Origin of the sequence: Streptomyces sp. NBC_00252 (assembly GCF_036187565.1) — a bacterium.
Lineage (GTDB): Bacteria > Actinomycetota > Actinomycetes > Streptomycetales > Streptomycetaceae > Streptomyces.
In genome coordinates, this window is record NZ_CP108087.1 from 708,860 (window position 1) to 732,425 (window position 23,566).

A 23,566-nucleotide genomic window follows, 5' to 3' on the forward strand; every position below is an offset into this window, starting at 1 on the left:
GCCAGCCCTCGGCCTGCCCTGTGATCGACACGGAGGTACCTACGGACGGTCGCGCGACACTCACCGGTCCGCACGCTCACGTCTCGCTCACCAGCGGGCGCTGAAACCACCGTGAAACCGAGCTGAAGGCCCCCTGCCGCACGCTCTGCACCATGACCACAACACCCCATGAACTCGCCATCTCAGCCACCGGGTTGCGCAAGGCCTACGGGGACAAGACAGTCCTCGACGGCATCGACCTGACCGTCCCCACCGGCACCATCTTCTCCCTGCTCGGCCCCAACGGCGCAGGCAAGACCACCGCCGTCAAGATCCTCTCCACCCTCGTCACCGCCGACGCCGGTCAACTGCACGTCGGCGGACACGACTTGACCCTGGATCCGCAGGCCGTGCGGGCGACGATCGGCGTCACCGGGCAGCTCTCCGCCGTCGACGGGCTGATCACCGGCGAGGAGAACATGCTCCTCATGGCCGACCTCCACCACCTCTCCAAGCACGAGGGCAAGCGGGTCGCCGCCGAGCTGCTGGAACGCTTCGACCTCACCGAAGCAGCCAAGAAACCCGCATCCACCTACTCCGGCGGCATGAAGCGCCGCCTCGACCTCGCCATGACCCTGGTCGGCAACCCCCGGATCATCTTCCTCGACGAACCCACCACCGGCCTGGACCCCCGCAGCCGCCACAACATGTGGGGCATCATCCGCGAACTCGTCTCCACCGGCACGACCGTCTTCCTCACCACTCAGTACCTCGACGAAGCCGACGAACTCGCCGACCACATCGCCGTGTTGAACGACGGCCGCATCGCCGCCGAAGGCAGCGCCGACGAGTTGAAACGGCTCGTGCCCGGCGGACACGTACGCCTGCGCTTCACCGACCCCGGCGCCTACAAGTCCGCCGCGACCGCCCTCCGCGATGCGACCCCGGACGACGACGCACTGGCCCTGCGGATCCCCAGCGGCGGCAGCCAGCGCGAACTGCGCGCCATCCTGGACTGGGTGAACGCGGCGGGCATCGAGGCCGACGAACTCACCGTGCACACCCCCGACCTCGACGACGTGTTCTTCACCCTGACCGACGGACACCAACACCGTTGATCCAGCGCGTATATGACGTACGGCCAGGAAGCCACCGCCGGACCGTTCGCCAAGTCGCCCCCGTACAGCCCGAGTCGGCCGCGGAAAAAGCGTTCGCCGTCCCTCACCGAGCGTCGCTAATCTCGCAGGTCATGGGAGCACGAGCGCAATACGTGGTGGTCGAGAACGGCACCTGGCAGCGGTACTACTCACACTGGGCCGCCAACCGGGTGGCGGACGACCTGCTGCCCGGCCCTGCCGCGGCGACGCGCTGCTTCCGTGCCAACCGGGAGATCGACGAATGGCTCGACGACGTGTGGTGCGAGGGCGCCGCACTCGTGGACCACGACCGCCGGGTCCTGCTCTGGTTCGCCTACGTGGACAGTTGGGCCGACCACCTCGCCGCCCGGGCCGTACTTGCCAGGACCTGGCCGGGCTGGGACGTCCGCTTCGCACACGACGGCCTGGGCGACCTGACCCACCACCTGGGAATCGGCCGGGATCTGACCCGCTCGCCGGGCTGGTTTGAGACCTTCGAGCCCTCCGGGTTCCCCTACACCGAGTACGCCGAGCCCTCCTCCGTCGTCTCCCTGCGCCTGCCCGACGGAAGCGTGCGCGCGTGGGGCAGCGACTGGGAACCCATCGACCACCTCGCGGGCGGCCCCGGCCTGATCGACCTGATCGTCGCGTCGCCGCCCACGCCCACGCTCACCGACATGCCCGACGGCGGCGTCCACTTCGACCCGCAGACCCGCACGGTCTCCCTCTGGGCGGTAGGGACCGTGGCCGGCATCCACGACTGGCCGCTGCCGCGCTGGGAGAACTGGACCCTGGACTTCCGCGGCGACGACCACACCCACCAGGCCGGGCTGCTCCCCGCCGACTTCCCCTTCCCCCGGCCCCCGCTCACGCCCGCACTACGCAATCTCGGCAAAGGCCTGGGCACCCCGCCGCCCGACAACGGCGCGGTGCTCGCCCGCGCCGCAGCCCTGTCCGGCCCGGAGGGCACGACCACCGCGGTGAACCCCGCCGCACTCGTCCCGCATGAACCGGCCGACCCCACCCCGGCCGAACTGACCTTGCTGCGTACGGCACTTGACGCGCTGGTCGCGGAGGCGGAGGCGGTCTGACGCCTGCCGCGTCGGTTCCGCCCGGGCCGTTGACCGCGACCAGCGCCGATGTCCTGAGTGCGGGGGAATGACGACCGGGCCTGTCAGGCGTCCCAGGTCCAGTCGGCGACCTCGGGCAGGTCGGTGCCGTGTTCGCGGATCCAGGCGTGGTGGCGGGTGCGGGCGTCGGCCATGGTCTGGCGCACGGCGGCCGCGCGTACGGCGAGGCCGGGCACGCGGTCGATGACGTCCATGACGAGGCGGTAGCGGTCGAGGTCGTTGCGGACGACCATGTCGAACGGTGTGGTTGTGGTGCCGGACTCCTTGTAGCCGCGCACGTGCAGGTTGGCGTGGCCGGAACGGCGGTAGGCGAGGCGGTGGATGAGCCACGGGTAGCCGTGGTAGGCGAAGATGACCGGCTTGTCCGCGGTGAAGAGGCCGTCGTACTCGAAGTCGGGCATGCCGTGCGGGTGTTCGTCGCGGGGCATGAGCCGGGTCATGTCGACGACGTTGACGACACGGACGGCCAGGTCGGGCAGGTGGCGGCGCAGCAACTGGGCCGCGGCCAGGACCTCTTGGGTGGGGACGTCACCGGCGCAGGCGAGGACGACGTCGGGTTCGCCGCCGTTCTCGGTGCCGGCCCATTCCCAGATCCCGGCGCCGCGCGCGCAGTGGGCGCGGGCCTGGTCCATGGAGAGCCAGTCGAAGCAGGGCTGTTTGCCGGCGACGACCACGTTGACGTAGTCGCGGCTGCGCAGGACGTGATCGGCCACGGAGAGAAGGGTGTTGGCGTCCGGCGGGAGGTAGACGCGGACGACCTCGGGGCTCTTGTTGAGGACGTGGTCGACGAAGCCGGGGTCCTGGTGCGAGAAGCCGTTGTGGTCCTGGCGCCAGACGTGCGACGTCAGAAGGTAGTTGAGGGAGGCGATGGGGGCCCGCCACGCCAACTCCCGCGATGTCTTCAGCCACTTGATGTGCTGGTTGACCATCGAGTCGACGATGTGCACGAACGCCTCGTAGCAGGAGAACAGCCCGTGCCGGCCGGTGAGGAGGTAGCCCTCCAGCCAGCCCTGGCAGGTGTGTTCGGAGAGGATCTCCATCACGCGACCGTGCCGGTCCAAGTGCTCGTCGACCGGGAGGAGTTCGGCCTGCCAGGCCTTGCCGCTGGCGTTGAAGACGGCCTGGAGCCGGTTGGAGGCGGTCTCGTCCGGGCCGACGAGCCGGAAGTCGCGGCTGGCCGAGGTGTCGTCCATGACCTGTTCGAGGAGGTCGCCGAGGATGCGGGTCGGCTCGTGCAGCGTCGTGCCCGGCTTGTCGACGGGGACGGCGAACCGGTCGAGGGACGGGATCGGCAGGTCCCGTACGAGGAGACCGCCGTTGGCGTACGGGCTGGAGCCGAGGCGCTTGGTGCCCTCGGGCAGACAGGCGAGGACGTCCGCGACGGGCCGGCCCTCGGCGCCGAACAGTTCCTCCGGCCGGTACGACCGCAGCCACGCCTCCAACTGCCGTAGGTGCTCCGGGTTTTCGCGCACCTCGGCCAGCGGGACCTGGTGTGCGCGCCAGGTGCCCTCGACCGGGACGCCGTCGACCTCGGCGGGTCCGGTCCAGCCCTTGGGCGTACGCAGCACGATCATCGGCCAGCGCACGCGCTCGGTGACGCCGTCCTCGCGGGCGGTGCGCTGCATGAGGGCGATGCGGTCCAGGGCGTCGTCGAACGCGGCGGCCATGGCACGGTGCACCGTGAGGGGGTCGTCGCCGGTGACGTGGATCGGCTCGTGGCCGTAGCCGCGCAGCAGTTCGTCGAGTTCGGCCTCGGGCAGGCGGGACAGGACGGTCGGGTTGGCGATCTTGTAGCCGTTGAGGTGCAGGATCGGCAGGACGGCGCCGTCGTGGAGCGGGTCGAGGAACTTGTTGGAGTGCCAGGCGGCGGCGAGCGGCCCGGTCTCGGCCTCGCCGTCGCCGATGACACAGGCGACCAGCAGGTCCGGGTTGTCGAAGGCGGCGCCGTAGGCGTGCGCGAGGGAGTAGCCGAGTTCGCCGCCCTCGTGGATCGATCCGGGGGTCTCGGGCGCCACATGGCTCGGCACACCACCGGGGAAGGAGAACTGCTTGAAGAGCCGCTGCATGCCCGCCCCGTCGCGGGAGACATTCGGGTAGGTCTCGCTGTAGCTGCCCTCCAGCCAGGAGTTGGCGACCACGGAAGGGCCGCCGTGTCCCGGTCCCCACACGCACAGCGCGTCCAGGTCTCGTGCCTTGATCACCCGGTTGAGGTGGGTGTACACGAGGTTGAGGCCGGGTGAGGTCCCCCAGTGGCCGAGCAGTCGCGGCTTGATGTGCTCGGGGCGGAGCGGTTCGGTGAGGAGCGGGTTCGCCATGAGGTAGATCTGGCCCGCAGCAAGGTAGTTGGCGGCCCGCCAGTGGGCGTCCAGGGTGCGCAGTTCGTCGTCGGAGAGTACGGACAGGGCGTTGGCGTCGTGCTGTTCGGCCTGGGACATCGGAGGCTCCTGAAGTCATCGGTGGGTCGACGGGCGATGGGGACGAACTACGGCGTCAGCAGCTGGAGTTGGCGACGATCACACTCATCCCTTCTCGGGCACGATGGCGACCGGACAGGCGGAGTGGTGCAGTACTCCGTGTGCCACCCGGCCCAGTTGGAGCCCGAAGTGGCCCGGGCGGCGCCTGGCTCCGACGACCAGGAGGTCGGCGTCCCGGGAGGCGTCCACGAGGACGGACCGGGTCGGTCCTTCGACCGTACGCCGGTGTGCTGCGACATCGGCGGGAACGTCGTGGAACGCCGTGTGCAGGGCCTCCACCGCCAACTGCTCGTGCAGTCGGGCGGGTTCACCGACCGTGAGTGAATGATCGGTGGACTCACGCGCGGGCCAACGCCAGGCCCGTACGGCCTCCACCGACACCCCACGCCGTCGCGCCTCGTCGAAGGCGAACCGCACCGCCGCCGATCCCGCCGGCTTCTCTCCGACACCCACGACGACACGGCCGCGTGTGCCGGCCTGTGCCTGGGTGCCGCGGACGACGACCATCGGGCACTGCGCGTGCCCGGCGACGATCAGGCTCACGGAACCGAGCAGCGCCTCGGCGAGGCCGCTGCGGCCACGGGTGCCCGTCACCAGCACCGAGGCGCTGCGGCTCTCCCGCACCAGCGCGTACTCGGGCTCCTCCGTCAACACCTCGGTACGTACGTCGAGTTCGGGGCGACGGAGACGGGCCCGACGCGCGGCGGTGTCCACGATGTCCTCGGCGAGCACCTGTTCGTCGGGCTTGGCGAGTCCCTCGGCGATCGAGGTCCCCTCGTAGTGCTCCCACAGCGAGGCGTAGACCACCCGCAGCGGGACTCCGCGCAACGCCGCCTCGTCGGCCGCCCAGTCGACGGCCCGCAGACTCGGCTCGGAGCCGTCCACACCCACGACCATGGGGAGCGTCATCGCGGTCACCGCCCCGCCACGAGGTCGAAGCCGACCCGGGCCGTGACGTCGCCGCGCGTCACGTCATCGCCTGACTCGCTGACGGGGTCCGGCAGGCGGGTCTCGCGACCGACCCTGGACTCGAGGCCAGGGCGCTCCTCTACGACGAGGGACTCACCGAACGCTCGTACGACGGCTGCCTTCATGACTGCTGCTCCTCCGGCGGACAGGGGTGGATCAGTCGTGCGCGACGACGGCCACCGGGGCGGTGGAGTGGTGCAGAACGCCATGCGCGACCGGGCCGATGTGGGCACCGGGCCCACCGCGGCGGATCCGACGGCCGATGACGACGAGGGAGGCCTCACGGGATGCGTCCACCAGGTGGTCGGCGGCGCTCCCGACGCGCGGCTCCAGGAAGACCTCCACGTCGGGGTGCTTCTGCCGCCACGGGCGCAGGGCCTCGGTGAGGGAGCCGGTCTCCTCCTGGGAGAGCTCGTCGTGCAGGCCGGCGTCCAGCGCGAAGCCGTAGGCGTAGTACGGCGGGAGGCTCCAGCCGTAGACGACGCGCAGGCTGGTGCCGCGCCGGGCGGCCTCGGCGAACGCGAACTCGATCACCGGGTCGGCGGGCCCCTCGGCGTCGAGGCCGAGGACCACGGGCCGCCTCCCGGGGTTCGTCCCGTCCTCGTCGGCAGCCTGTTCGTCGGCCCGGACCAGGACCACGGGCAGTTCGGCACGCGCCACGACGGACAGCCCGACGGAACCGACGAGGAAGCCGCCGACACCGCTCAGGCCACGCGAGCCGAGAACCAGGAGTTCGGCGTCCTTCGCGGCACCCACCAGCGCGTCCGAGGGCGTACCGCTCACCTGCTCCACGGTCACGTCCACGCCGGGGTGACGCCTGCGCAGACCCTCGCCCGCCTCACGCGGAATCCGCTCGCTCCACTGCTGCTGCGTCTCCGCGCCGATGAACGGGGCCTGGGCCAACGGGTCCGGGGCGGGCACCCAGACATGGACGATCTTCAGCGGCAGACCACGCAGTTCCGCCTCACCGGCCGCCCACTCGGCGGCGGCACGGCTCTCGGGTGAACCATCGAGACCTGCGACAACACTGCGGACCATGGGTTCGTCCTCCTAGGCGGGATGTGATTCCAGCGTCGTGGTCTAGGGGTTCCCGCAGCAGGGGCCGCAGGTCCCAGAAGGGGGCCGATCGGCCCAATGGGCGGCCGGAGGGCGGGCCCCCGGCGAGGGCCCGCCTCTCCGTCCCGGCCGTGGTCAGCGCAGCCAGGTGTGGTCGCGGACGATGGGCAGCTCGGCCCAGACCCTGCCGAGACCCCACGTGACACCGGCGCCCGCGACCGCGAGGGCGATCAGGACCACGGCGTAGATGAGGTGGTAGTCGGCGAACGGGTTGGACGACATGCTCGGCGTGCCGTCGGACAGGTGCTTCGCGGGCGGCCACTCGGCCAGCCACATGAACGCCATCATCGCGGTACCGGCGACGGCGGCGAGCCGCAGCGCGACACCGGAGACCATCGCGACACCGACGCCCAGCAGCCCGAGCATGAACAGCCAGTTCACCCAACCGGCACCGGCCCAGTCATGGAACGTCGACGCCATCGGACCCGCCGCCACACTGCTCAGGAAACCCTTGGTGGGCGAGCCGCCGTCGACCCAGCCCTTGCCGGACGGCGTCGCGTAACCGAGGCCGAAGGTCTTGTCGAGGAACGCCCAAAGGAAGACGAACCCGGTCAGCAGGCGCAGAGAGGCGAAGACGTAGGAACGCGTCGCGGTGGTCGCCGTGGCGGCTGCCGTCACGCCACCGTCCGACGCCGAGCCGTTCCTGCGGGACGTGGGCAGGTGGAAGCCGGAGGTGCGGTGCGGGTACTCGTGCACGGCCATGGTCGGGGGTCCTCTCGAGGTGTCGGGTTCGTTCGTTGCACCCTTGACTCTCGTGCGCCCGGCCTCCGGTGACCTGATGCCGTTGGTCCGTCGGTACCGGGCTGAACGTCCCCTTCTGCAGGGCCGGTTGGGCCGACGGGATGGTTCGTGCGTCCCTGAGTGACTGGTGGTGAGCCGGCCTGAGGGATTGGTGGTGAGCCGGCCTGAGGGATTGGTGGTGAGCCGGACGGGGTTCGACTGCTCGCCGTCCGGCTCGGCCGCTCGCCCGGGTGGAGAAGCCTCGACGCCGAACTGATACGACCCCCTTCCCGACGCGCTCGGGAAGCGCGGCCTCTTCTACGCCGAGGCCCCCTCGGGCATCCGCCTGGCGTTCTTCCACCGGCGGTAGGCGGCCACGGGCGCCGTGGCGAACAGGCCCGCGAAGGCGAGCGGGATCAGTGGGGAGAGTGCGCGGCCCAGCCGGTTCCAGTTGCCCTGGTCCACCGGCACCCAGGACCCCCACGGCTCCTTGGCCACCTTCACCGGCGCGCCGAAGACGGGCGCGGAGGAGAAGCCGGTCGCCGTGATCCTGCGAGTCCCGGCGCCGGGGTCCTGCGCCGGGTCCACGAACCCCTTGCAGTCGAGGTCGGGATGCCCGCCGCCCCGGGATGTTGTGACCGGCGCGGAAGCCTCGCAGTCCGTGACCCGCATGGTCAGCTCCTGCCCGTCCAGCCCCAGGCGCCCGACGGCCGCGACGGCCATGTAGCCGGCGAGCCCGAAGAGGAACAGAGCCATCACTCCGCAGACGACGATCCCGAAGACCCGCTTCCGCCCCGTAGCCACCGTGGTCCGATTGATCACGCTCCGATCGTACGAACCCACCTCCCGGACGCCGACGGCACCCCTGCTTCCGTGAGACGAGATGCTCTCCTGGGGCACCGGTCGGCCCAGTCCCCGGGCTGGATGGCCCATGGTCCGTCGGGAGCCGGGCGCGGACGCTGGAAGTGGTAGCTACACACGCCTTCCGGAGGTCGCCATGAACGCTTCCCCGACCATGAGCATGCCGCGAGCCCTGCCCCCGGAGCACCGCGAGCAACTGATGGAACTCGCCCGCGAAGTGTCCGTCCCGCAGGGCACCCGGCTCCTCCATGAGGGCGCCCGCGCCGACCGGTTCTGGATCATCCGCACCGGGACGGTAGCCCTCGACATGCACGTGCCCGGTCGCCAGGCCGCCGTCATCGAGTCACTGGGGCACAACGAACTCGTCGGCTGGTCCTGGCTGTTCGGCCCACACACCTGGCACCTGGGCGCCGAGGCGACGATCCCGGTACGGGCCTGGGAATTCGACGCCGGGGCCGTACGCGCCCTGTGCAAGGACGATCCCGAGTTCGGCGTGAACGTCTCCCAGTGGGTGGGCGACATCGTGGCCCACCGACTTCGCTCGGCCCGCACCCGGCTGCTGGACCTGTACGGCCCGTATGGCAGTGGTGGCATGCGGTGAGCGAGCGGAGGGCGAGCGCCCTCCGATACGGCGAGGAGATCGCGGAGCCGTGACGGCGCGAGGGCGGGTTGGGCCGGTCGGCCCTAGTGCTTCGGGGCCGGGCGCGTGATGATCGAGGTCACGGACGGTGCGCAGTCCGTTCACACTCCGGGGAACGAGGCGTCGAGATGACCGAGGCACGCACCTTCACCGCGCAGGACCCGATCCGCGTCTTCCTGCTGGACGACCACGAGGTCGTGCGCCGCGGTCTGTCGGACCTCCTGGACGCCGAGGAGGACATCTCGGTGGTCGGCGACGCCGAGAACGTCGAACACGCCCTCGTACGAGCCCCCGCGGTACGCCCGCACGTAGCCGTCCTGGACGTACGTCTCCCCGACGGCGACGGCATCACCGTCTGCCGCGAACTCCGTGACCGGATGCCGGAGTTGGCCGTGCTGATGCTCACCTCGTTCGACGACGAGGACGCCCTGCTCGACGCCATCATGGCCGGGGCGTCCGGCTACGTCCTCAAGCAGATCAAGGGCTCCGACCTGGTCTCGGCGGTACGCACCGTCGCCTCCGGCCAGTCGATGCTCGACCCCGCGACGACAGCCCGCCTGATGCGCTCACTGCGAGCCGAACCGACCCAAGCCCCGCAAATGGCACCGGAGTTGGCAAGCCTTTCGCCGCGCGAGCGAGAGATCCTCGCACTGATCGGCGACGGACTCACCAACCGCGAGATCGGCAAGCGGCTCTACCTGTCGGAGAAGACCGTCAAGAACCACATCTCCCGGCTCCTCGCCAAGCTGGGCGTCCAACGCCGGGTTCAGGCCGCGGTCCTCGCCACCCACCTGGAACAGTCCGAGTCCACCCACCGCTCCGGCGGCTGAGCCGCGCGAGGGGCCCTACGGCCGGACACGAAGCCGTACGCCCCTCTCCCGGACCTCCCCACACCTCTGCCCGGTTCTCGACACTCCGCCGGCACGGGCCGCGCCGCGGAAAGCCGCCGCTGGGTCCACCCACCGGGCGGCGAAGCCCTCTGCATGCCACCGGAGGCAATCGGCCCGCTGGAACGCGCCCTGCTGGTGACCACCGCCCACGGCGTGAGGGCCTCGCTCCTTCACCAAGCGCTGGAGTGGCCCGACCTGCGCGATCAACTCCCGCACGGCCGACTGGAGTTCACCCAGACAGGTGCCCGGTAGAACTCCACTTGGGGTGCTACCGGTCACTGGTGTCTACGGCCTCCCGCGAGGGGCTAGCAGCGGACGAGGGCGACAGGGCAGTCCGCCTCGTGCAGTGCGGTCTGGCAGACCGGGTCCAGCGGGAGCCGCGCGAACCGGTACCGGTCGCGCACCCCGACCACCAGGAGCTGGCTGTCCCCGCTGGCCTCGACGAGGGCCCGGCGGGACCGGCCCTGCAGCTGGCGGCAGCGCAGGGTGACGTCCGCGTACCGCTCGCGCAGCTCGGAGAGCGCCTCGGTGAGCGCGACGTCCTCCTCGTCCCGGGTGTCGACCGGGGCGGGACCGCCGTAGGGACGCGTGGCGGAGATGTTCCGCAGTTGCACGGAGACCAGGTCGGCTCCGCGTGCCGAGGCCTCGGCGAAGGCGAACTCGGCGGCTCCGCGCAGCGTCGACGCGCCATGGACCACGAGCAGCACCGGGCCCACCGGGTTCGGCCGGCCGCGCACCACCAGCAGCGGGCCGGACAGACACCCGGACAGGTGCCCGGCGAGCGAGCCGTCGCGCAGGGTGCCACGGCCTCGTGCGCCGTCGCTTCCGACGACGGTCAGCGAGGCGGCGCGGGACTCGCGCTCCAGCACAGTCCCCGGTGCGCCGACGAGGACTCCGCGCGAGATCCTCACGCCCGGTGCGGCACCACGGGCGCTCCGCTCGGCCTCGGCCAGCAATCCACTCGTCGACGCGTGGCCGCCGGTCACGCCCGCCTCCCACGAGGGAATTCCGAACCGCCCGGCACCGGCCGGCCAGCCGACCGCCTGCGTCAACTCCAGGTCGACACCGAGCCGTTCGGCCTCGCGTGCGGCGCATTCCACCACCGCCAGATTCGACCGCGAACCGTCCACTCCCACGACCACCGGCCCACTCATCGCAGTCCACCCCTCTCCAGGCACCCTCCCCGAACGGAAGAAGCGCTCCACTGGACCCAGACTCGCGCCGCCCACCGCACGCCCACAGGGGCCGGACGGACCCCTTCGCCCCACCGACCGGCCCTCCCGCCGCGCCCTCCCGGCCACCGGCCAGGGCCCGTCGGCCCACGCCACGGCATCCGTATCCGGGCCACTGTGGTGACAGGACACCGACCAGGGAGGCCGCCATGACCGAACACACCGACGGCAACGGCATCGTGGTGGGCGTCGACGGATCCGCGGCGTCGATGGCCGCGCTGCGCTGGGCGGCCGAGCAGGCAACCGTCCTGCACGCGGACCTGGTCGCCGTCCACGCCTGGGAACCGGCCGCGAACGGTCACGCGCCCTACGCTCCGATGCCCGCCGGGCCCACAGTCGCCCAGGAGCACGAGCAGGCCACGCAGGTCCTCGCCACCACCGTGCGCGAGGCCCTCGGATCCCGGACCGGCGATACCGTCCTCCGCGTCGTCCTGGAGGGACCACCCGCCCGTGTACTGCTCCAACAAGCCCGTGGCGCCCGCCTGTTGACCCTGGGACGCAAGGCACACGGCACCTTCGGAATGCCCTCCGTCGGCCCGGTGGGCCGTGAATGCCTACGGCACGCGACGGTCCCCGTGGTGACCGTGCCGGTCGCGGACCGGCTCCAGGAGCCGGTGGAGGCCGTCAACTCGCCTTTGCCGGCCGGGAGTCGAGCCCCCTAAGGGACGCCTCGAGAGTTGTTCTTGCGCGATGGATGATCTCGGTTTCACAGCATGAGCCGATCTGACGGATGGTCAGTGGCCAGCGTTAGAGGCGTTGTTGCCGAAGAGCTCGAAGGCGGACGGGCCGCGCGTCCCTCCTGTTCGTGTGCGGGTCGGCTACGGATACGCCTCCCGCAACAGCCACACATGTCTGCGTCGCCGCGGGATACGCCACATCGTTTGCGGACCATCAGGCCCCGGCGAGCCTGTTGCTGCGGTCGATCTCGGGCATGTGCGTCTCGGCCCAGACCCGCAGAGCGGCAAGCGGCGTTTCGAGGGAGAGGCCCAGCTCGGTGAGCCGGTAGTGGACGGCGGGCGGCACGGTGGGTTCCACGCGGCGGGCGACCAGGCCGTCGCGGACCAGACTCTGCAGCGTGACGGACAGCATCTTCTGCGAGATGCCCGGGATGCGCCGCCGAAGTTCCGCGAACCGGATTTCATCGGGATCCGTCTCGGCCAACACCTTCACCACCATCGACGTCCACTTGGTACCGATGCGGTCGAGCAACTGGCGGGTCGGGCAGAGCGGGTCCAGCAGATCACCGCGCTCACCCGGCCGCCGAGCGGGTTCGCCGGGCGTGGACGTGGTCACCTCGGGCTCACCACCTGATGGGAAAGTGCCGTCTTGGAAGGACCAGGCTAGTTCCCTAGCGTGACCCTGTCACCATTCCTCACCGCCCCTCACCAGGCCTGGAGCCCCCGTGCCCGAATTGCGACGCATCCCCGTCAATGGCGTCGAACTCAATGTCGCCCTCGCCGGATCAGGCCCGGCCGTCTTGCTGCTGCACGGCTTTCCGCACACCTGGGAGCTGTGGACGGACGTCATGGCCGACCTGTCCGACCGTTACCGCGTCATCGCACCGGACCTGCGCGGATTCGGTGCGAGCAGCCCAGCCGCCTCCGGGTACGACGCCGGCACCCTGGCGGAGGACGCCGCAGCGCTTCTCACCGAACTCGGCGTACCCTCGGCCGCCGTGGTGGGTATCGACGCGGGTACCCCGGCGGCTTTCCTCCTCGCCCTGCGCCACCCCGGTCTCGTCCGGCGCCTGGTCCTCATGGAGTCCGTGCTGGGCGGGCTGCCCGGCGCCGAGGACTTCCTTGCCGGCGGGCCGCCGTGGTGGTTCGGCTTCCACACCGCAGCGCCGGGCCTCGCCGAGACCGTGCTGGAAGGCCACGAGGCGGCCTACATCGACTGGTTCCTGCACACCGGCACGCTCGGCGACGGGGTACCCCCTGCCATCCGGGATGCCTTTGTCCACGCGTACACGGGCAGCCACGCATTGCGGCGCGCGTTCTCGTACTACCGGGCCCTGCCCGAAAGCGCACAGCAGATCGCGCAGGCCGTCACCACCACCCGCCTGACGATGCCGACCATGGCCCTGGGCGCACACCCTGTCGGCACCGCACTGGAACACCAACTCCGCCCCGTCACCGACGACCTCACCGCCCACGTCATCGAGAACTGCGGCCACATCATCCCCCTGCACCGACCACACGCCCTGCTCAAGCTGTTGAACCCGTTCCTGGCCGGTGAGGACGAGATCGCAGCGTGACCGGGACAGCCGCCGCCACTCGATACACGCCCTAGGGTCGTTGCGTTCCCCGGCGCGCCAAACACGTACAAGCCACCACCGCGTCTGCGTGACGTCCGATCTGCCGAGACGACGCGGGCGCCTACTCCTCCCTCACCGGCACCTTCCACACAAGCGCAGTGCCGCCACCCCCCGGAGTGCTCCACTCCAGGTCTCCGCCCAGTTGCCGCGCCCGCTCCTCCATGTTCCGCAGCCCGCTGCGTCGGCCCTCGGCCGGGATGCCCACGCCGTTGTCGGTGACCGACAGGCAGACCTCCCGGCCGTCGGTCACCAGGGCCACATCCGCGCGGTCGGCCTGGGCGTGCCGGGCGATGTTGGTCAGGGCCTCGGAGAGCACGGCGATCACGTGGTCGGCGGTCTCCCGAGGCACGTCGGTGTCGACCAGGCCCTCCATCCGGACGCTCGGTGCGAAGCCGAGCACGGGTGCGGCTTCGCCGGCCGCGCGCACGACACGAGCCCGTAGCCCCGTCCCCGCGCCGCCGTCACGCGCCCGCAGGCCGAAGATCGTCGACCTGATGATCTTGATGGTCTCGTCCAGGTCGTCCACCGCCCGCGCCACACGCTCGGCGGCCTCGTCGTGGTCGATGAAACGGCCGGCGCTCTGCAGGGTCATACCGGTGGCGAACAGCCGTTGGATGGCCAGGTCGTGCAGGTCGCGGGCGATGCGGTCGCGGTCCTGGAGCACGGCGATCTTCTCGGCGTCCAGACGGCGATCGGCCAGTTCCATCGCTACGGCCGCCTGCGCGGCGAAGGCCTGAAGGGTCTCGGTCTCCGTCGAAGAGAAGGGCTGCCGCCCCGCCTCCCGCGCCAGCAGGACCACACCCCGCACACCCGCCTCGCCCGTACCGATGGGCACGGCCACAGCAGGACCCAGTCCCCCGAAACGCGGTGGGTCCAGCGAGATGCGAGCGTCGTGGCCCACGTCCGCGCTGGTGACGGGGGCGGCACGGGCGAAGGCCAGTCCCATCAGGCTGCGGTCCAGGGACAGGACGAGCCCCTGGTGCGCCTCGGCGTCCATCCCGACGGCGATCTCCACGGCGAGTGACCCGGTGTCCTCCATCGGCAGGGCCACCGCCGCGAGGGCCGATCCCGTGATCTCGCCGGCCCGCTCGGCGATCAGGGCGAGGACGTCGGTCCGCGCGCTCCTGGACATCAGCCTGTGGGTGACCTCGGCGTTGGCCTGCAGCCAGCGCTCCCGCAGCCGGGACTCCTCATACAGACGGGCGTTGTCGATCGCCACGCCCGCCGCCACGGCCAGCGTCGACAGCACCGACTCGTCGTCCTCGTCGAACTGCGCACCCCCGCGCTTCTCGGTCAGGTACAGGTTGCCGAAGACCTGCTCGCGCACCCGGATCGGGACACCGAGGAAGCTGTTCATCGGCGGATGGTGGGCCGGGAAGCCGTACGAGGCGGAGTGCTGTGAGATCTTCGCGAGCCGCAACGGCTCCGGGTGGCGGATCAGCTCGCCCAGAATGCCGTGGCCCTGCGGATAGGGGCCGATCTCGGCGATCTGTTCCTCGGTGACACCGACCGTGTGGAAGGCCGACAGCGCCTTCCCGTCCGGGGTGATCACACCGAGCGCGGCGTACTCCGCGTCGACCAGGACCGCCGCCGCTTCCACGATGCTGTGGAGAGCCTGCTCCAGGTCCAGCTCCCGGCCGACCGAGAGGACCGCCTCCAGCAGGCTGTGCACGCGGTCGCGCGTACCCCGGGCGGTGTCCAGGCGGGCCTGCAGCTCCTCCAGCAGCTCGTCCATCTTGAGCTGCGGCAGCCGGATCCGTGCCACCCGGGACTCCTCAGGGCTTCCCACGGTGATCCTCCAGATCCCCTCATCGCGCCGCCGGCCTACGACTCCGGTCACGTGCCACGGTAGTCGCCCCCAAGCTGGTGGGGATACGGGATCACGCCTTTGGAGGAAATGCCCGGGCCCGCGACGAGGTTCTTGCCCAGCCACGTGCCCGCGTGCCCGCGTGCCCTTCAGCTTGTGCCGACCCGGGATCTCCCAGGTCAACCGGAGAGATCCACCCTGTACACCGAACGCCCGCCGACGATTTCACGCCCCGTCACCATCTCGGGCTCGACGCGGACGAAGACCTCCTGCGGCGAGGGCACCCAGGAGGCCGGGCCGGTGCGGGTCAGGCGTTCGTGTTCGGCCGGGTCGGTCACGACGGTGGCCGATCCGGTGACGACCACGCTCCAGCCGGAGTGCGCGAGGGCATCGACCTCGTCGACCTCGAAGGCGACCACAGAGCCGTCGATCGCGCGCACCAGCTCCGAGGCAGCGGAGGTGCACAGCAGCACCGCGCCGTCATGGTCCAGGGAGAAGTTCACGGGCAGTACGGCGGGCAGGGCCTGGCGAGTGTGGACGATGCGGCCGACGACCGCCTGCCCGAGCCGACGCAGGCACTCGTGACGTTCCAGTTCGCGGAATCCGTCGTTGGAATACATCAGCCAGTCCGTCTCTCGCCCTGTGCGCGGCTCTGCGGGTCCATGGATGGGTGTCACTCCACGATCCGCCGCGCGAGGTCGGCGGGTGAGGGGCCATCAGTCCCGTCCGCTGCGGCGAACGTCCCCTGCCGCGTGGTGATCCGGCGTCCGGTGAGACTCAGCGCGTCGATACGAACCCATTCCTCGCGCACACCGCCGGCCCACGGCGCGCTGAACGCGTGTTCCGTCAGACGCCGTACGTCGTCCGCTTCGGTCACGGTCCGCGCCCGGCCGAGCGCCAGCACACTCCAGCCTTCCGCGAACGTGTCGTCGATACGGTCGATCTCGAAGGTCACCTGGCAGCCCGCCGCCCGGGACGGCATCGCACCGTGAGCGGTCCGGTACACGATCGCGCCGTCCACCACGCTGTAGTTGACCGGCACGATGACGGGTCCCGACGCGGTGGGTATCGCAACCCTGCCCACTCCATGCGCCGACAACAGCTCACGGCACTCGTCGACGGTCAGCTCGGTGAACGTCGGGTCGGAACCGGCTCGCCCCGAGCCCGGCGTCCGGTCGCCGTCGCCCCCGGCAAGGTCGGTCACGCTGGTCCGCAGGACATCGGCAAGCCTGAGGAGAACATTCCGGCCCGGCGCGGCACCGGGAAACTCCTCCAGGTACTGGAGATAGCTCCCCGCCACGCCCGCCCGGTCGGCCGTCTCCTCCCGGGAGAGCCCAAGTGCCGTACGCCGTACGGCGATCCGACGCCCGAGGTCACCCGCGGGTGAGCCCTCCGTCGCGCTCATCGGGAACGAGTCAGACATGACCGGTCACTTCCTTTCGCCCTGCCGCCTGGACGGCGACTTCCTCGTGTGTCCAGCGTGTGCGGGTCCGTCGTTCCTGGCTTGGGCCGGTCGGCCCTCATAGTCCGGCCGGACGGGCTCGTGCAGTCGGCCGAACGGGCTCGCTACGACCGCACGATTGCGGGCTCGGCCGCACGGCGAGGTCGAACATGCGGACGGGGCCGGTCGGCCCTTCCACGCGGGACCACCTGGGCGGTTGGCTCGCACCATGACCGAGATGTACACCACCGCCACCCTGCGCTCCTCGGAACGTGTGATCGCCGGGACGACCGTCCTGACGCTGTCCGGCGAGCTCGACCTCCTCACGGCGCAGCCGCTGTCGGCCCGCCTGGACATGCTGACCGCAGGCCCCCATCCCGATCTCGTACTGGACCTGCGCACCGTGTCGTTCGTCGACTGCGCCGGGCTGGGTGTGCTGTGCCGAGCACGGAACCGGACGGCGACCCGGGGCGGACGGCTCCGGCTCGTCACCGCTGACGCCGGCTTCCTGCGGATACTGCGCCACGCCCAACTCGGCGGCGTCTTCGAGATCCACACACGGCTCTCGAACGCCCTGGCCGCCAGGCCGGAGTTCGACGACACCTCAGCGGCAGCGGGCTGACTCCAAGCGACTCATCAGCAGGGCCACGCACTACTTGGAGGACCTGGACCTACGGTTCGCATTGATCTGCTCATGGTTGGCCATCGCCCACTCGGCGAGCGCCATCACCAACGGCACGAGACTCCGCCCCAACTCGGTCATCTCGTACTCGACCCGAGGCGGCACCTCCGCGTAGGCGGTACGCACGAGCAGCCCGTCCTCGACCAGGTTTTTGAGCGTCAGCGTCAGCATCCGCTGAGAGATGCCACCAATCGCCGTCTCCAACTCACCGAACCGCAACGGACCGGACCGCAGCGTGCCGATCACCAGCAGGCTCCACTTGTCCCCGATCCGGTCCAGCACCTCGCGAACCGCACCGCCCTCCGGGATCCGCGGGGCACGATCGGTCGTCACGCGTGTGACCTTCGCCAGTGGATTGTCCAGGGCCTGCTGGCACTGACCTACATCGCCGCGGGTGGGCTCAAACTCGTGCGCCCGCGCGAGCAGTTGGTCGCGTCGGGCAACTTCGACTGGATGAAGGACTCGTCGGACGCGGCGGTGAAGGCGGTCGGGCTGGTGGAGATCCTCGGCGCACTCGGCGTGATCCTGCCCTGGCTGACCGGGATCGCCCCGATCCTCACCCCGATCGCCGCGGTCGGCCTGGCCGTCATACAGATATTCGCGCTACGAATACACCTGGTCCGCCACGAAACCCAACCGCTGCCCGTCAACGCGCTCCTGCTCCTACTCGCCGCCTTCACCGCGACCGGCCGCTTCCTGGGCTGACCGGCCGTTGCAGCGCGACGTACCGGGTCCGTGGCCCAGCCAGCCAATTGAGTGCACAACCTGGCGAGACCACCAACAACAAGCCCCAGGACCGTCGTTGATCCACCACGGATACCCTCGGACGATGTCGAATCAAGCGGTAGCAGCCGGAGTAGGTCTCGCGCAGGTGATGGCGCATTGCGGAGGCAGCCCGGCAGCAGCCGTGCACTATCTGACGGGTGCCATCGCCGCCGCGCCCGAGAACCCCGAGCCCTATACGGCCCTTGCCGAGCTGTGGAGGGACAGGCGTTCCGAACTCACCGAAGTCGTCCAGGGGGCCGGCTCCTTGAGGACGCTACTGGCGCAGTCGTACGTCAGCTTCCTCGATGGCGATATGGACAGTGCGGCACTGGCGATCGGCACGGTGACGGGTGCGCAGCCCGAGATCGCCTGGGCCGGCGCGCCCTGGTTCAACGACGCACGATTCCTCGGAGCCGTGAGCGCCGACGCGTTGGCCGAGGCCGCGATGCGAACGATGGACTACGGCCACGCCCTGGACACCGAAAGCATGCGGAAACGCTTTCACCCCTGGTTCCGAGCCATCGACACGATCGCTGCCGACCGACCCTCACCGGACGCGTTGGCCAAGATGGCCATCCTGCTGCGGGCATGCGGTCTCACCGATACGTCCTTCGCACTCTGCGACCAGGCGGACTCATTGCAGCGGATCATGCTCACAGAGGTCGTACGAGCAGGCACATGGCGCAAGTTGGGCAACCCCGAACAGACGGCGGCTGCGTTCGAGCGCGCTCTCGCCCTCGACCCGGCCAACTGGTCGCTGTACCTCGACCTGGCCGACATACACGCCGAGCAGGGCGACTTCGCCGCCGCGGTCCGACTGACAGACCAGGGAACAGCCCACGCACCGACAGAACTCACACTCCGCGCCGCCGGAGCCGCCTACCGAGCACGACTGACCGGCTCCCCCGCCGACTTGAACGAACTCATCGAACTGGCCTCGAACCTGCCGATTACCCCGTACCGAGACCTGCTGATCGACCACGCCTGCGCCGGCCCCGCATTGCCTGCCGAACTCGTGACGGCGGCCCGCCGCATCCAAAACACCTGAGACTCCCCCACGGGCACCGACCCCACGCACAACTCACCCCCGGCACAAGGGGATTCACGCATCACCGCCGAAGACCAGTTGCCGGACAACCTCTCAGCGCGGCGCCGGACGCCGAACTGCGCCTGCTGGTCAGGGGGTTCGCGGAGTACCCAGCGCCCCGCGCGACGCCGAGGACGATGGCGGCTCCGTCGGGTCATGCAGGGGCCGGACCACGATGTCCCCCTTCGCCTGCCCCGTGACGGTCCCCGTCTCGGCATGATCACGCGCCGCCTGCTGCAACGCGTCCGCCACCGCCCGCGCGGCCACCGCCGTGCCGGTGTGCCCGGTGCGGTAGAGGGTCCGGGTGATCTGGCTGCCGGTAATGGGCAGCGGTGTCACGGTCACCTGCTCCAACTGGGCCGCGAAGAACGCGGGCAGCACCGCCGCACCGAGTTGCGCGGCCAGCAGGGTCTGGACGGCAATCATGTGGTCGGCCAGGTGCTCCGCCGACGGCACGACCCCGTGGGCGCTCGCGAACCGGGCGAAGGCCCGCCCACGGGCAGAGTGCGCGGGCGCACTGATCCACGGGTCTAGCTTTGCGCGAATGCCGGCCTGGATCGCGACCGGTCACGCGGCGGTCAGAAGCACGACGGGCAACCCGGGCCTGTCGTCGGCGCGTTACCCCGCCCTCGCCGCCGTGTCCGAGGAACTCCGGCCGCTGGCAGTGGCCTTGACCCGGCAGATGCTCTACAACGACACCCCGAACCACCCCCGGCTGCGGGGTCTACGCACGCGGACTTCCGAGACCGTCGACGAGATCATCGCCCAGGCCGCGCCGACCGGCCGGATGGACATCGTCGCGGACCTGGCCCGCCCACTGCTGATGCCAGTCATCTCTCAGCGAGTGGGGCGGAGTTGCTCGTCCCGGGCCACGTCATCGCCGGTCGTGGCCTCGGCTTCCCACCGCAGCAGGTCTCCCGGCTGGCACTCGAGGACCTCGCAGAGCGCGGCGAGCGTCGCGAAGCGCACCGCCTTGGCGCGGCCGTTCTTGAGGACCGCGAGGTTGGCGGGGGTGATCCCCACGCGGTCCGCGAGTTCGCCCACGGACATCTTGCGCCTGGCCAGCATCACGTCGATGTCGACGGCGATCGGCATCAGATCACCTCGTCCAACTCGGCCTGCATCCGCGCCGCTTGGACATCTCGCGCGACGGCCTGGACGAGCAGCATGCGCAGGACGAGGACGATGAGCGCGACGCCCAGGATGGCCAGGCCGATCCCGCCCATGATGAGGGTGACTCCCGGATCGTCGCGCTGGCCCGGCGCGTTGACGGCCGTGACCGCGAACCACAGGAGGGCGATGGCCACGGTCGCGCCGATGACACCGTCGACGTAGCGGAAGGCGACCGGGGAGAACACCGTCCCGCGACGCACCATCGCCACCAGCCGCCATACGCAGACGACGGCGACCTGGACCGACATCAACCCCAGGATCGTGATCACCCGGAACGCGGCCAGCGGCCGGGACCCGTCCTCCGGGTCGTTCCCGCTGACCAACGTCCACACCATCAGCACCTGTACGAGCACGGTGCCGATGAGCACCACCACGAGCACGGCGCGCAGCGCACTCACTGTCAGCTTTCCCACGGCTCACCCTTCCATCGAATAACGATGGGAATCTATCGATATTCGATCGATTCAACAAGTGGCGGAACGGAGCGTGGCGGCGCGGAGACGGCCTCTACGGCGGCCGGCGGTAGCCCGAGGGCCGTCAGGCGGGTCAGCAGGTGCTCGGTGTCCATCGCGACGAAGAGGCGGTCCGAGGCGCAGCTGAGAACGCGCCAACCATCTCGAGCAGCGGCTCTACCTCGGCCGGGCCGACGACCTGGACTTCGACGTCATCGCTCAGCTCTGACCGGCTCCGGCACCCGCGACAGCTGCACCTTGAGGCGGGTCAGTCCGTCTGCCAGGTCACGCGCGCCGGGCAGTCCGTCCCACATCTGCGTCTCGACCCGCTCCACCGGCACGGCGAGGGCGCGGTGCCGGCTGCGGCCCCGGGAGGAGAGATAGACCAGGACCCGTCGGCCGTCCCCGGGGTCCTTGCGGCGGTAGGCGAGGGCTCCCGAGACGAGCCGGTCGACCAGCTTGGTGAGGCTCGGCGCGGGCATCAGGGCGTACTCGGCGACATCCGACATCGTGTGCCCGCGCCCGTCCGAGAGAAGGGACAACACCCGCCACTCCTCGACGGAACAGCCCTCGGCCTCGAGTTCGGCGGCGAGTCGACGGGTCATCAACCGCTCCACACTGCTCAGCAGTTGCGGGAGATCGCGGGGCAACTCCGAAGCCACAGTCATCCTCTCCTCCACACGCAACTCACATCGGCGACTGCATCTCCCCGAACAGTACTTCCCAGGGAAAGGTCTGACTACGGGCGTCTCCTATCGGCCCAGCAAGCGGTGAACTGAGCCCGGCAGTGGCCCTGTTGGGACATTTCCTTCCCCCGGGAAGTATTTAACGAGCCGTTCACAGGTCGAAAGACTTCCGGGAAACATGCGATTTCTAGCGTGCGACCCCTGAGCAGAGCATGCGACCTCGAAAGCCGGATTCACGCCCCGCGCCCGGCATCCGCGCCACCCGCTCCCCCTCACCCGCATCCCCGAAGGGCCGCCGATGAGTACGACCGAGTCCCCACAGACAGCCGCCGAGCCGGGCTCCCCGACGAGCGAGGCGACCAGCCAGGCGACCAGGGAGACGATGGAGGACTACACCCTCCGCTTCGCGCCCCGCAGTTACCGCCGCTGGACTCCGATGGTCGTGGCCACCACCGCCCTCGGCGGCATCGCCTACATGGCCGACTTCTCCATCGGCGCCGGCATCGGCCTGGCGCACGGCACCGGCAACGCGCTCGTGGCGATCGCCGTGGCCGCCGTCGTCATCTTCGTCACCGGCTTCCCCCTCGCCTACTACGGCGCCCGCTACAACATCGACCTGGACCTGATCACCCGCGGCTCCGGCTTCGGCTACTACGGCTCGGTCCTCACCAGCGTCATCTTCGCCAGCTTCACCTTCATCTTCTTCGCCCTCGAGGGCTCGATCATGGCCCAGGGCCTCAAGCTCGGCCTCGGACTCCCGCTCTGGCTGGGCTACTTGCTCTCCACGCTGATGGTGATCCCGCTGGTGATCTACGGCATGAAGGCGCTCAGCAAGCTCCAGGTGTGGACCACCCCGGTCTGGCTGCTGCTGATGATCGCGCCGCTCGCCTATCTGATCTCCACCGACCCCGGCACCGTCGACCGCTTCCTCAACTACGCGGGCACGGACGGCGACGGCGGCGTCAACACCGCCTCCGTGCTGCTGGGCGCGGGCGTGTGCCTGTCGCTCATCGCGCAGATCGGGGAGCAGATCGACTACTTGCGCTTCATGCCGCCCAAGACCGAGGCGAACAAGCGCAGTTGGTGGACCGCCGTGGTCATGGCCGGTCCCGGCTGGGTGGTGCTCGGCGCGCTCAAGCAGACCATCGGTGTCTTCCTCGCCGTGTACATCCTGGCCAAGGTCGGACCGGACGTCGCGCCCGAGCCGATCCAGCAGTTCAAGGGCGCCTTCGACGCGATGATGCCGTCCTGGCTGGTCATCCCGTTGGCCGTCGCCCTCGTCGTGATCAGCCAGATCAAGATCAACGTGACCAACGCGTACTCCGGCTCGCTCGCCTGGACGAACTCCTTCACCCGCGTCACCAAGCACTACCCCGGCCGCATGGTCTTCGTCCTGGTCAACCTGGGCTTCGCGCTCGCCCTGATGGAAGCCGACATGTTCAGCTTCCTCAACAATATCCTGGGCTTCTACTCGAACTGCGCCATCGCCTGGATCGTCACCGTCGCCACCGACATCGGCGTCAACAAGTACCTCCTGAAGCTCTCCCCGCTCCAGCCGGAGTTCCGCCGCGGCATGCTGTACGCCGTCAACCCGGTCGGCGTGGTCGCGTTCGTGGCCGCGTCGGGGCTCTCGATCGCCATGTACTTCCACGGCCTCGGCGACACCCTCCAGCCGTACTCCCCCGTCGCCGCGGCCGTCATCGCCTTCGTCCTCACCCCGCTGATGGCGATCGCCACCAAGGGCAGGTACTACCTGCGCCGCACCGACGACGGCATCGACGAGCCCCTGCTCGACCCGGAGGGCAACCCGAGCGCCACGACGTACGACTGCCACGTCTGCCATCAGCCGTACGAGCGCCCGGACTTGGCCGCCTGCGAGACCCACGACGCGCAGGTCTGCTCCCTGTGCCTCAGCACAGACAAGGTCGGCGACCACGTCCTCCCGGCCCACCCGACGGCCGCCTGAACGACCAGCGCACGTCCCTTCCTCCGGCGGGACCGGTCACCTTGGT

Annotated in this window: 27 protein-coding genes; 11 read left to right on the top strand and 16 right to left on the bottom strand. The window is 70.1% G+C overall.

What is annotated here, in order from left to right; genetic code table 11:
• Positions 1 to 152: 152 nt before the first annotated feature.
• Positions 153 to 1,097: an ATP-binding cassette domain-containing protein gene (locus tag OHT77_RS03100; protein WP_328826379.1), complete on the top strand. Its 945-nt coding sequence runs from the start codon at positions 153 to 155 to the stop codon at positions 1,095 to 1,097.
• A gap of 131 nt (positions 1,098 to 1,228) precedes the next feature.
• Positions 1,229 to 2,206, top strand: a complete 978-nt coding sequence (locus tag OHT77_RS03105; protein ID WP_328826380.1) for a hypothetical protein — start codon at positions 1,229 to 1,231, stop codon at positions 2,204 to 2,206.
• An 83-nt stretch (positions 2,207 to 2,289) separates the two neighbouring features.
• Here OHT77_RS03105 and OHT77_RS03110 read toward each other — a convergent pair whose 3' ends face one another.
• From OHT77_RS03110 to OHT77_RS03135, 6 genes are all read right to left on the bottom strand, one after another.
• A complete protein-coding gene (locus OHT77_RS03110; RefSeq protein ID WP_328826381.1) occupies positions 2,290 to 4,680 on the bottom strand; it encodes a phosphoketolase family protein in 2,391 nt (796 codons plus the stop codon).
• An 84-nt stretch (positions 4,681 to 4,764) separates the two neighbouring features.
• Positions 4,765 to 5,628 carry a universal stress protein gene (locus OHT77_RS03115; protein WP_328826382.1) on the bottom strand — a complete coding sequence of 288 codons (864 nt, stop codon included), beginning with the start codon at positions 5,626 to 5,628 and terminating at the stop codon, positions 4,765 to 4,767.
• 5 nt (positions 5,629 to 5,633) lie between these two features.
• On the bottom strand, positions 5,634 to 5,813 hold the full coding sequence (locus OHT77_RS03120) for a hypothetical protein (RefSeq protein ID WP_328826383.1): 180 nt from the start codon (positions 5,811 to 5,813) through the stop codon (positions 5,634 to 5,636).
• A gap of 31 nt (positions 5,814 to 5,844) precedes the next feature.
• A complete protein-coding gene (locus tag OHT77_RS03125; protein WP_328826385.1) occupies positions 5,845 to 6,726 on the bottom strand; it encodes a universal stress protein in 882 nt (293 codons plus the stop codon).
• Positions 6,727 to 6,879: 153 nt separating this feature from the next.
• The gene (locus OHT77_RS03130; RefSeq protein ID WP_328826387.1) at positions 6,880 to 7,506 is read right to left on the bottom strand and encodes a DoxX family protein; all 627 of its coding nucleotides are present in this window, start codon (positions 7,504 to 7,506) and stop codon (positions 6,880 to 6,882) included.
• A 336-nt stretch (positions 7,507 to 7,842) separates the two neighbouring features.
• Positions 7,843 to 8,346 carry a hypothetical protein gene (locus OHT77_RS03135; RefSeq protein WP_328826388.1) on the bottom strand — a complete coding sequence of 168 codons (504 nt, stop codon included), beginning with the start codon at positions 8,344 to 8,346 and terminating at the stop codon, positions 7,843 to 7,845.
• 175 nt (positions 8,347 to 8,521) lie between these two features.
• Between OHT77_RS03135 and OHT77_RS03140 the strand changes: the two genes are divergently transcribed.
• The 3 genes from OHT77_RS03140 to OHT77_RS03150 all read left to right on the top strand — a co-directional run bounded on the left by OHT77_RS03140 (position 8,522) and on the right by OHT77_RS03150 (position 10,167).
• A complete protein-coding gene (locus tag OHT77_RS03140; RefSeq protein WP_328826389.1) occupies positions 8,522 to 8,986 on the top strand; it encodes a cyclic nucleotide-binding domain-containing protein in 465 nt (154 codons plus the stop codon).
• Between the two features lie 167 nt (positions 8,987 to 9,153).
• Positions 9,154 to 9,855: a response regulator transcription factor gene (locus OHT77_RS03145; RefSeq protein ID WP_328826390.1), complete on the top strand. Its 702-nt coding sequence runs from the start codon at positions 9,154 to 9,156 to the stop codon at positions 9,853 to 9,855.
• A gap of 153 nt (positions 9,856 to 10,008) precedes the next feature.
• Positions 10,009 to 10,167, top strand: coding sequence for a hypothetical protein (locus tag OHT77_RS03150; protein WP_328834504.1), 159 nt, complete (start codon positions 10,009 to 10,011; stop codon positions 10,165 to 10,167).
• 53 nt (positions 10,168 to 10,220) lie between these two features.
• Here OHT77_RS03150 and OHT77_RS03155 read toward each other — a convergent pair whose 3' ends face one another.
• Positions 10,221 to 11,069 carry a universal stress protein gene (locus OHT77_RS03155; protein ID WP_328826391.1) on the bottom strand — a complete coding sequence of 283 codons (849 nt, stop codon included), beginning with the start codon at positions 11,067 to 11,069 and terminating at the stop codon, positions 10,221 to 10,223.
• Positions 11,070 to 11,296: 227 nt separating this feature from the next.
• On the opposite strand from OHT77_RS03155, the gene OHT77_RS03160 reads away from it, so the two are divergent.
• Positions 11,297 to 11,809, top strand: coding sequence for a universal stress protein (locus tag OHT77_RS03160; protein ID WP_328826392.1), 513 nt, complete (start codon positions 11,297 to 11,299; stop codon positions 11,807 to 11,809).
• 229 nt (positions 11,810 to 12,038) lie between these two features.
• On the opposite strand, the gene OHT77_RS03165 is transcribed toward OHT77_RS03160, so the two are convergent.
• Positions 12,039 to 12,440: a winged helix-turn-helix transcriptional regulator gene (locus OHT77_RS03165; protein ID WP_328826394.1), complete on the bottom strand. Its 402-nt coding sequence runs from the start codon at positions 12,438 to 12,440 to the stop codon at positions 12,039 to 12,041.
• Between the two features lie 109 nt (positions 12,441 to 12,549).
• Here OHT77_RS03165 and OHT77_RS03170 point away from each other — a divergent pair, with 109 nt between their 5' ends.
• Entirely contained in the window at positions 12,550 to 13,401 is an 852-nt protein-coding gene (locus tag OHT77_RS03170) for an alpha/beta fold hydrolase (RefSeq protein ID WP_328826396.1), read from the top strand.
• A gap of 121 nt (positions 13,402 to 13,522) precedes the next feature.
• Here the strand turns inward: OHT77_RS03170 and OHT77_RS03175 are convergent, their stop codons facing one another.
• The 3 genes from OHT77_RS03175 to OHT77_RS03185 all read right to left on the bottom strand — a co-directional run bounded on the left by OHT77_RS03175 (position 13,523) and on the right by OHT77_RS03185 (position 16,691).
• Positions 13,523 to 15,250 (bottom strand): sensor histidine kinase, encoded by a 1,728-nt coding sequence (locus OHT77_RS03175; RefSeq protein ID WP_328826397.1) that lies wholly within the window; start codon positions 15,248 to 15,250, stop codon positions 13,523 to 13,525.
• Positions 15,251 to 15,447: 197 nt separating this feature from the next.
• Positions 15,448 to 15,888: a pyridoxamine 5'-phosphate oxidase family protein gene (locus tag OHT77_RS03180; protein WP_328826399.1), complete on the bottom strand. Its 441-nt coding sequence runs from the start codon at positions 15,886 to 15,888 to the stop codon at positions 15,448 to 15,450.
• Positions 15,889 to 15,941: 53 nt separating this feature from the next.
• The gene (locus OHT77_RS03185) at positions 15,942 to 16,691 is read right to left on the bottom strand and encodes a helix-turn-helix domain-containing protein (RefSeq protein ID WP_328826401.1); all 750 of its coding nucleotides are present in this window, start codon (positions 16,689 to 16,691) and stop codon (positions 15,942 to 15,944) included.
• 256 nt (positions 16,692 to 16,947) lie between these two features.
• On the opposite strand from OHT77_RS03185, the gene OHT77_RS03190 reads away from it, so the two are divergent.
• Complete coding sequence (locus OHT77_RS03190) at positions 16,948 to 17,331, top strand: STAS domain-containing protein (RefSeq protein WP_328834132.1); 384 nt, start codon at positions 16,948 to 16,950, stop codon at positions 17,329 to 17,331.
• A 30-nt stretch (positions 17,332 to 17,361) separates the two neighbouring features.
• Here OHT77_RS03190 and OHT77_RS03195 read toward each other — a convergent pair whose 3' ends face one another.
• Complete coding sequence (locus tag OHT77_RS03195; RefSeq protein WP_328834133.1) at positions 17,362 to 17,724, bottom strand: winged helix-turn-helix transcriptional regulator; 363 nt, start codon at positions 17,722 to 17,724, stop codon at positions 17,362 to 17,364.
• A 75-nt stretch (positions 17,725 to 17,799) separates the two neighbouring features.
• Here OHT77_RS03195 and OHT77_RS03200 point away from each other — a divergent pair, with 75 nt between their 5' ends.
• Positions 17,800 to 18,096, top strand: coding sequence for a DoxX family protein (locus OHT77_RS03200; protein WP_443047905.1), 297 nt, complete (start codon positions 17,800 to 17,802; stop codon positions 18,094 to 18,096).
• 124 nt (positions 18,097 to 18,220) lie between these two features.
• Positions 18,221 to 19,204 (top strand): tetratricopeptide repeat protein, encoded by a 984-nt coding sequence (locus OHT77_RS03205; RefSeq protein WP_328826402.1) that lies wholly within the window; start codon positions 18,221 to 18,223, stop codon positions 19,202 to 19,204.
• A 129-nt stretch (positions 19,205 to 19,333) separates the two neighbouring features.
• On the opposite strand, the gene OHT77_RS03210 is transcribed toward OHT77_RS03205, so the two are convergent.
• The 4 genes from OHT77_RS03210 to OHT77_RS03225 form a co-directional block, all read right to left on the bottom strand.
• Positions 19,334 to 19,801 (bottom strand): LysR substrate-binding domain-containing protein, encoded by a 468-nt coding sequence (locus OHT77_RS03210; protein ID WP_328834135.1) that lies wholly within the window; start codon positions 19,799 to 19,801, stop codon positions 19,334 to 19,336.
• Positions 19,802 to 20,080: 279 nt separating this feature from the next.
• Positions 20,081 to 20,338: a helix-turn-helix domain-containing protein gene (locus tag OHT77_RS03215; RefSeq protein WP_328826403.1), complete on the bottom strand. Its 258-nt coding sequence runs from the start codon at positions 20,336 to 20,338 to the stop codon at positions 20,081 to 20,083.
• Positions 20,338 to 20,829, bottom strand: coding sequence for a DUF2975 domain-containing protein (locus OHT77_RS03220; protein ID WP_328826404.1), 492 nt, complete (start codon positions 20,827 to 20,829; stop codon positions 20,338 to 20,340). The genes OHT77_RS03215 and OHT77_RS03220 overlap by 1 nt, the downstream gene beginning before the upstream one ends.
• Positions 20,830 to 21,080: 251 nt before the next feature.
• Positions 21,081 to 21,536, bottom strand: a complete 456-nt coding sequence (locus OHT77_RS03225; protein ID WP_328826405.1) for a MarR family winged helix-turn-helix transcriptional regulator — start codon at positions 21,534 to 21,536, stop codon at positions 21,081 to 21,083.
• 316 nt (positions 21,537 to 21,852) lie between these two features.
• Between OHT77_RS03225 and OHT77_RS03230 the strand changes: the two genes are divergently transcribed.
• Complete coding sequence (locus OHT77_RS03230) at positions 21,853 to 23,520, top strand: purine-cytosine permease family protein (protein WP_328826406.1); 1,668 nt, start codon at positions 21,853 to 21,855, stop codon at positions 23,518 to 23,520.
• Positions 23,521 to 23,566: the final 46 nt, after the last annotated feature.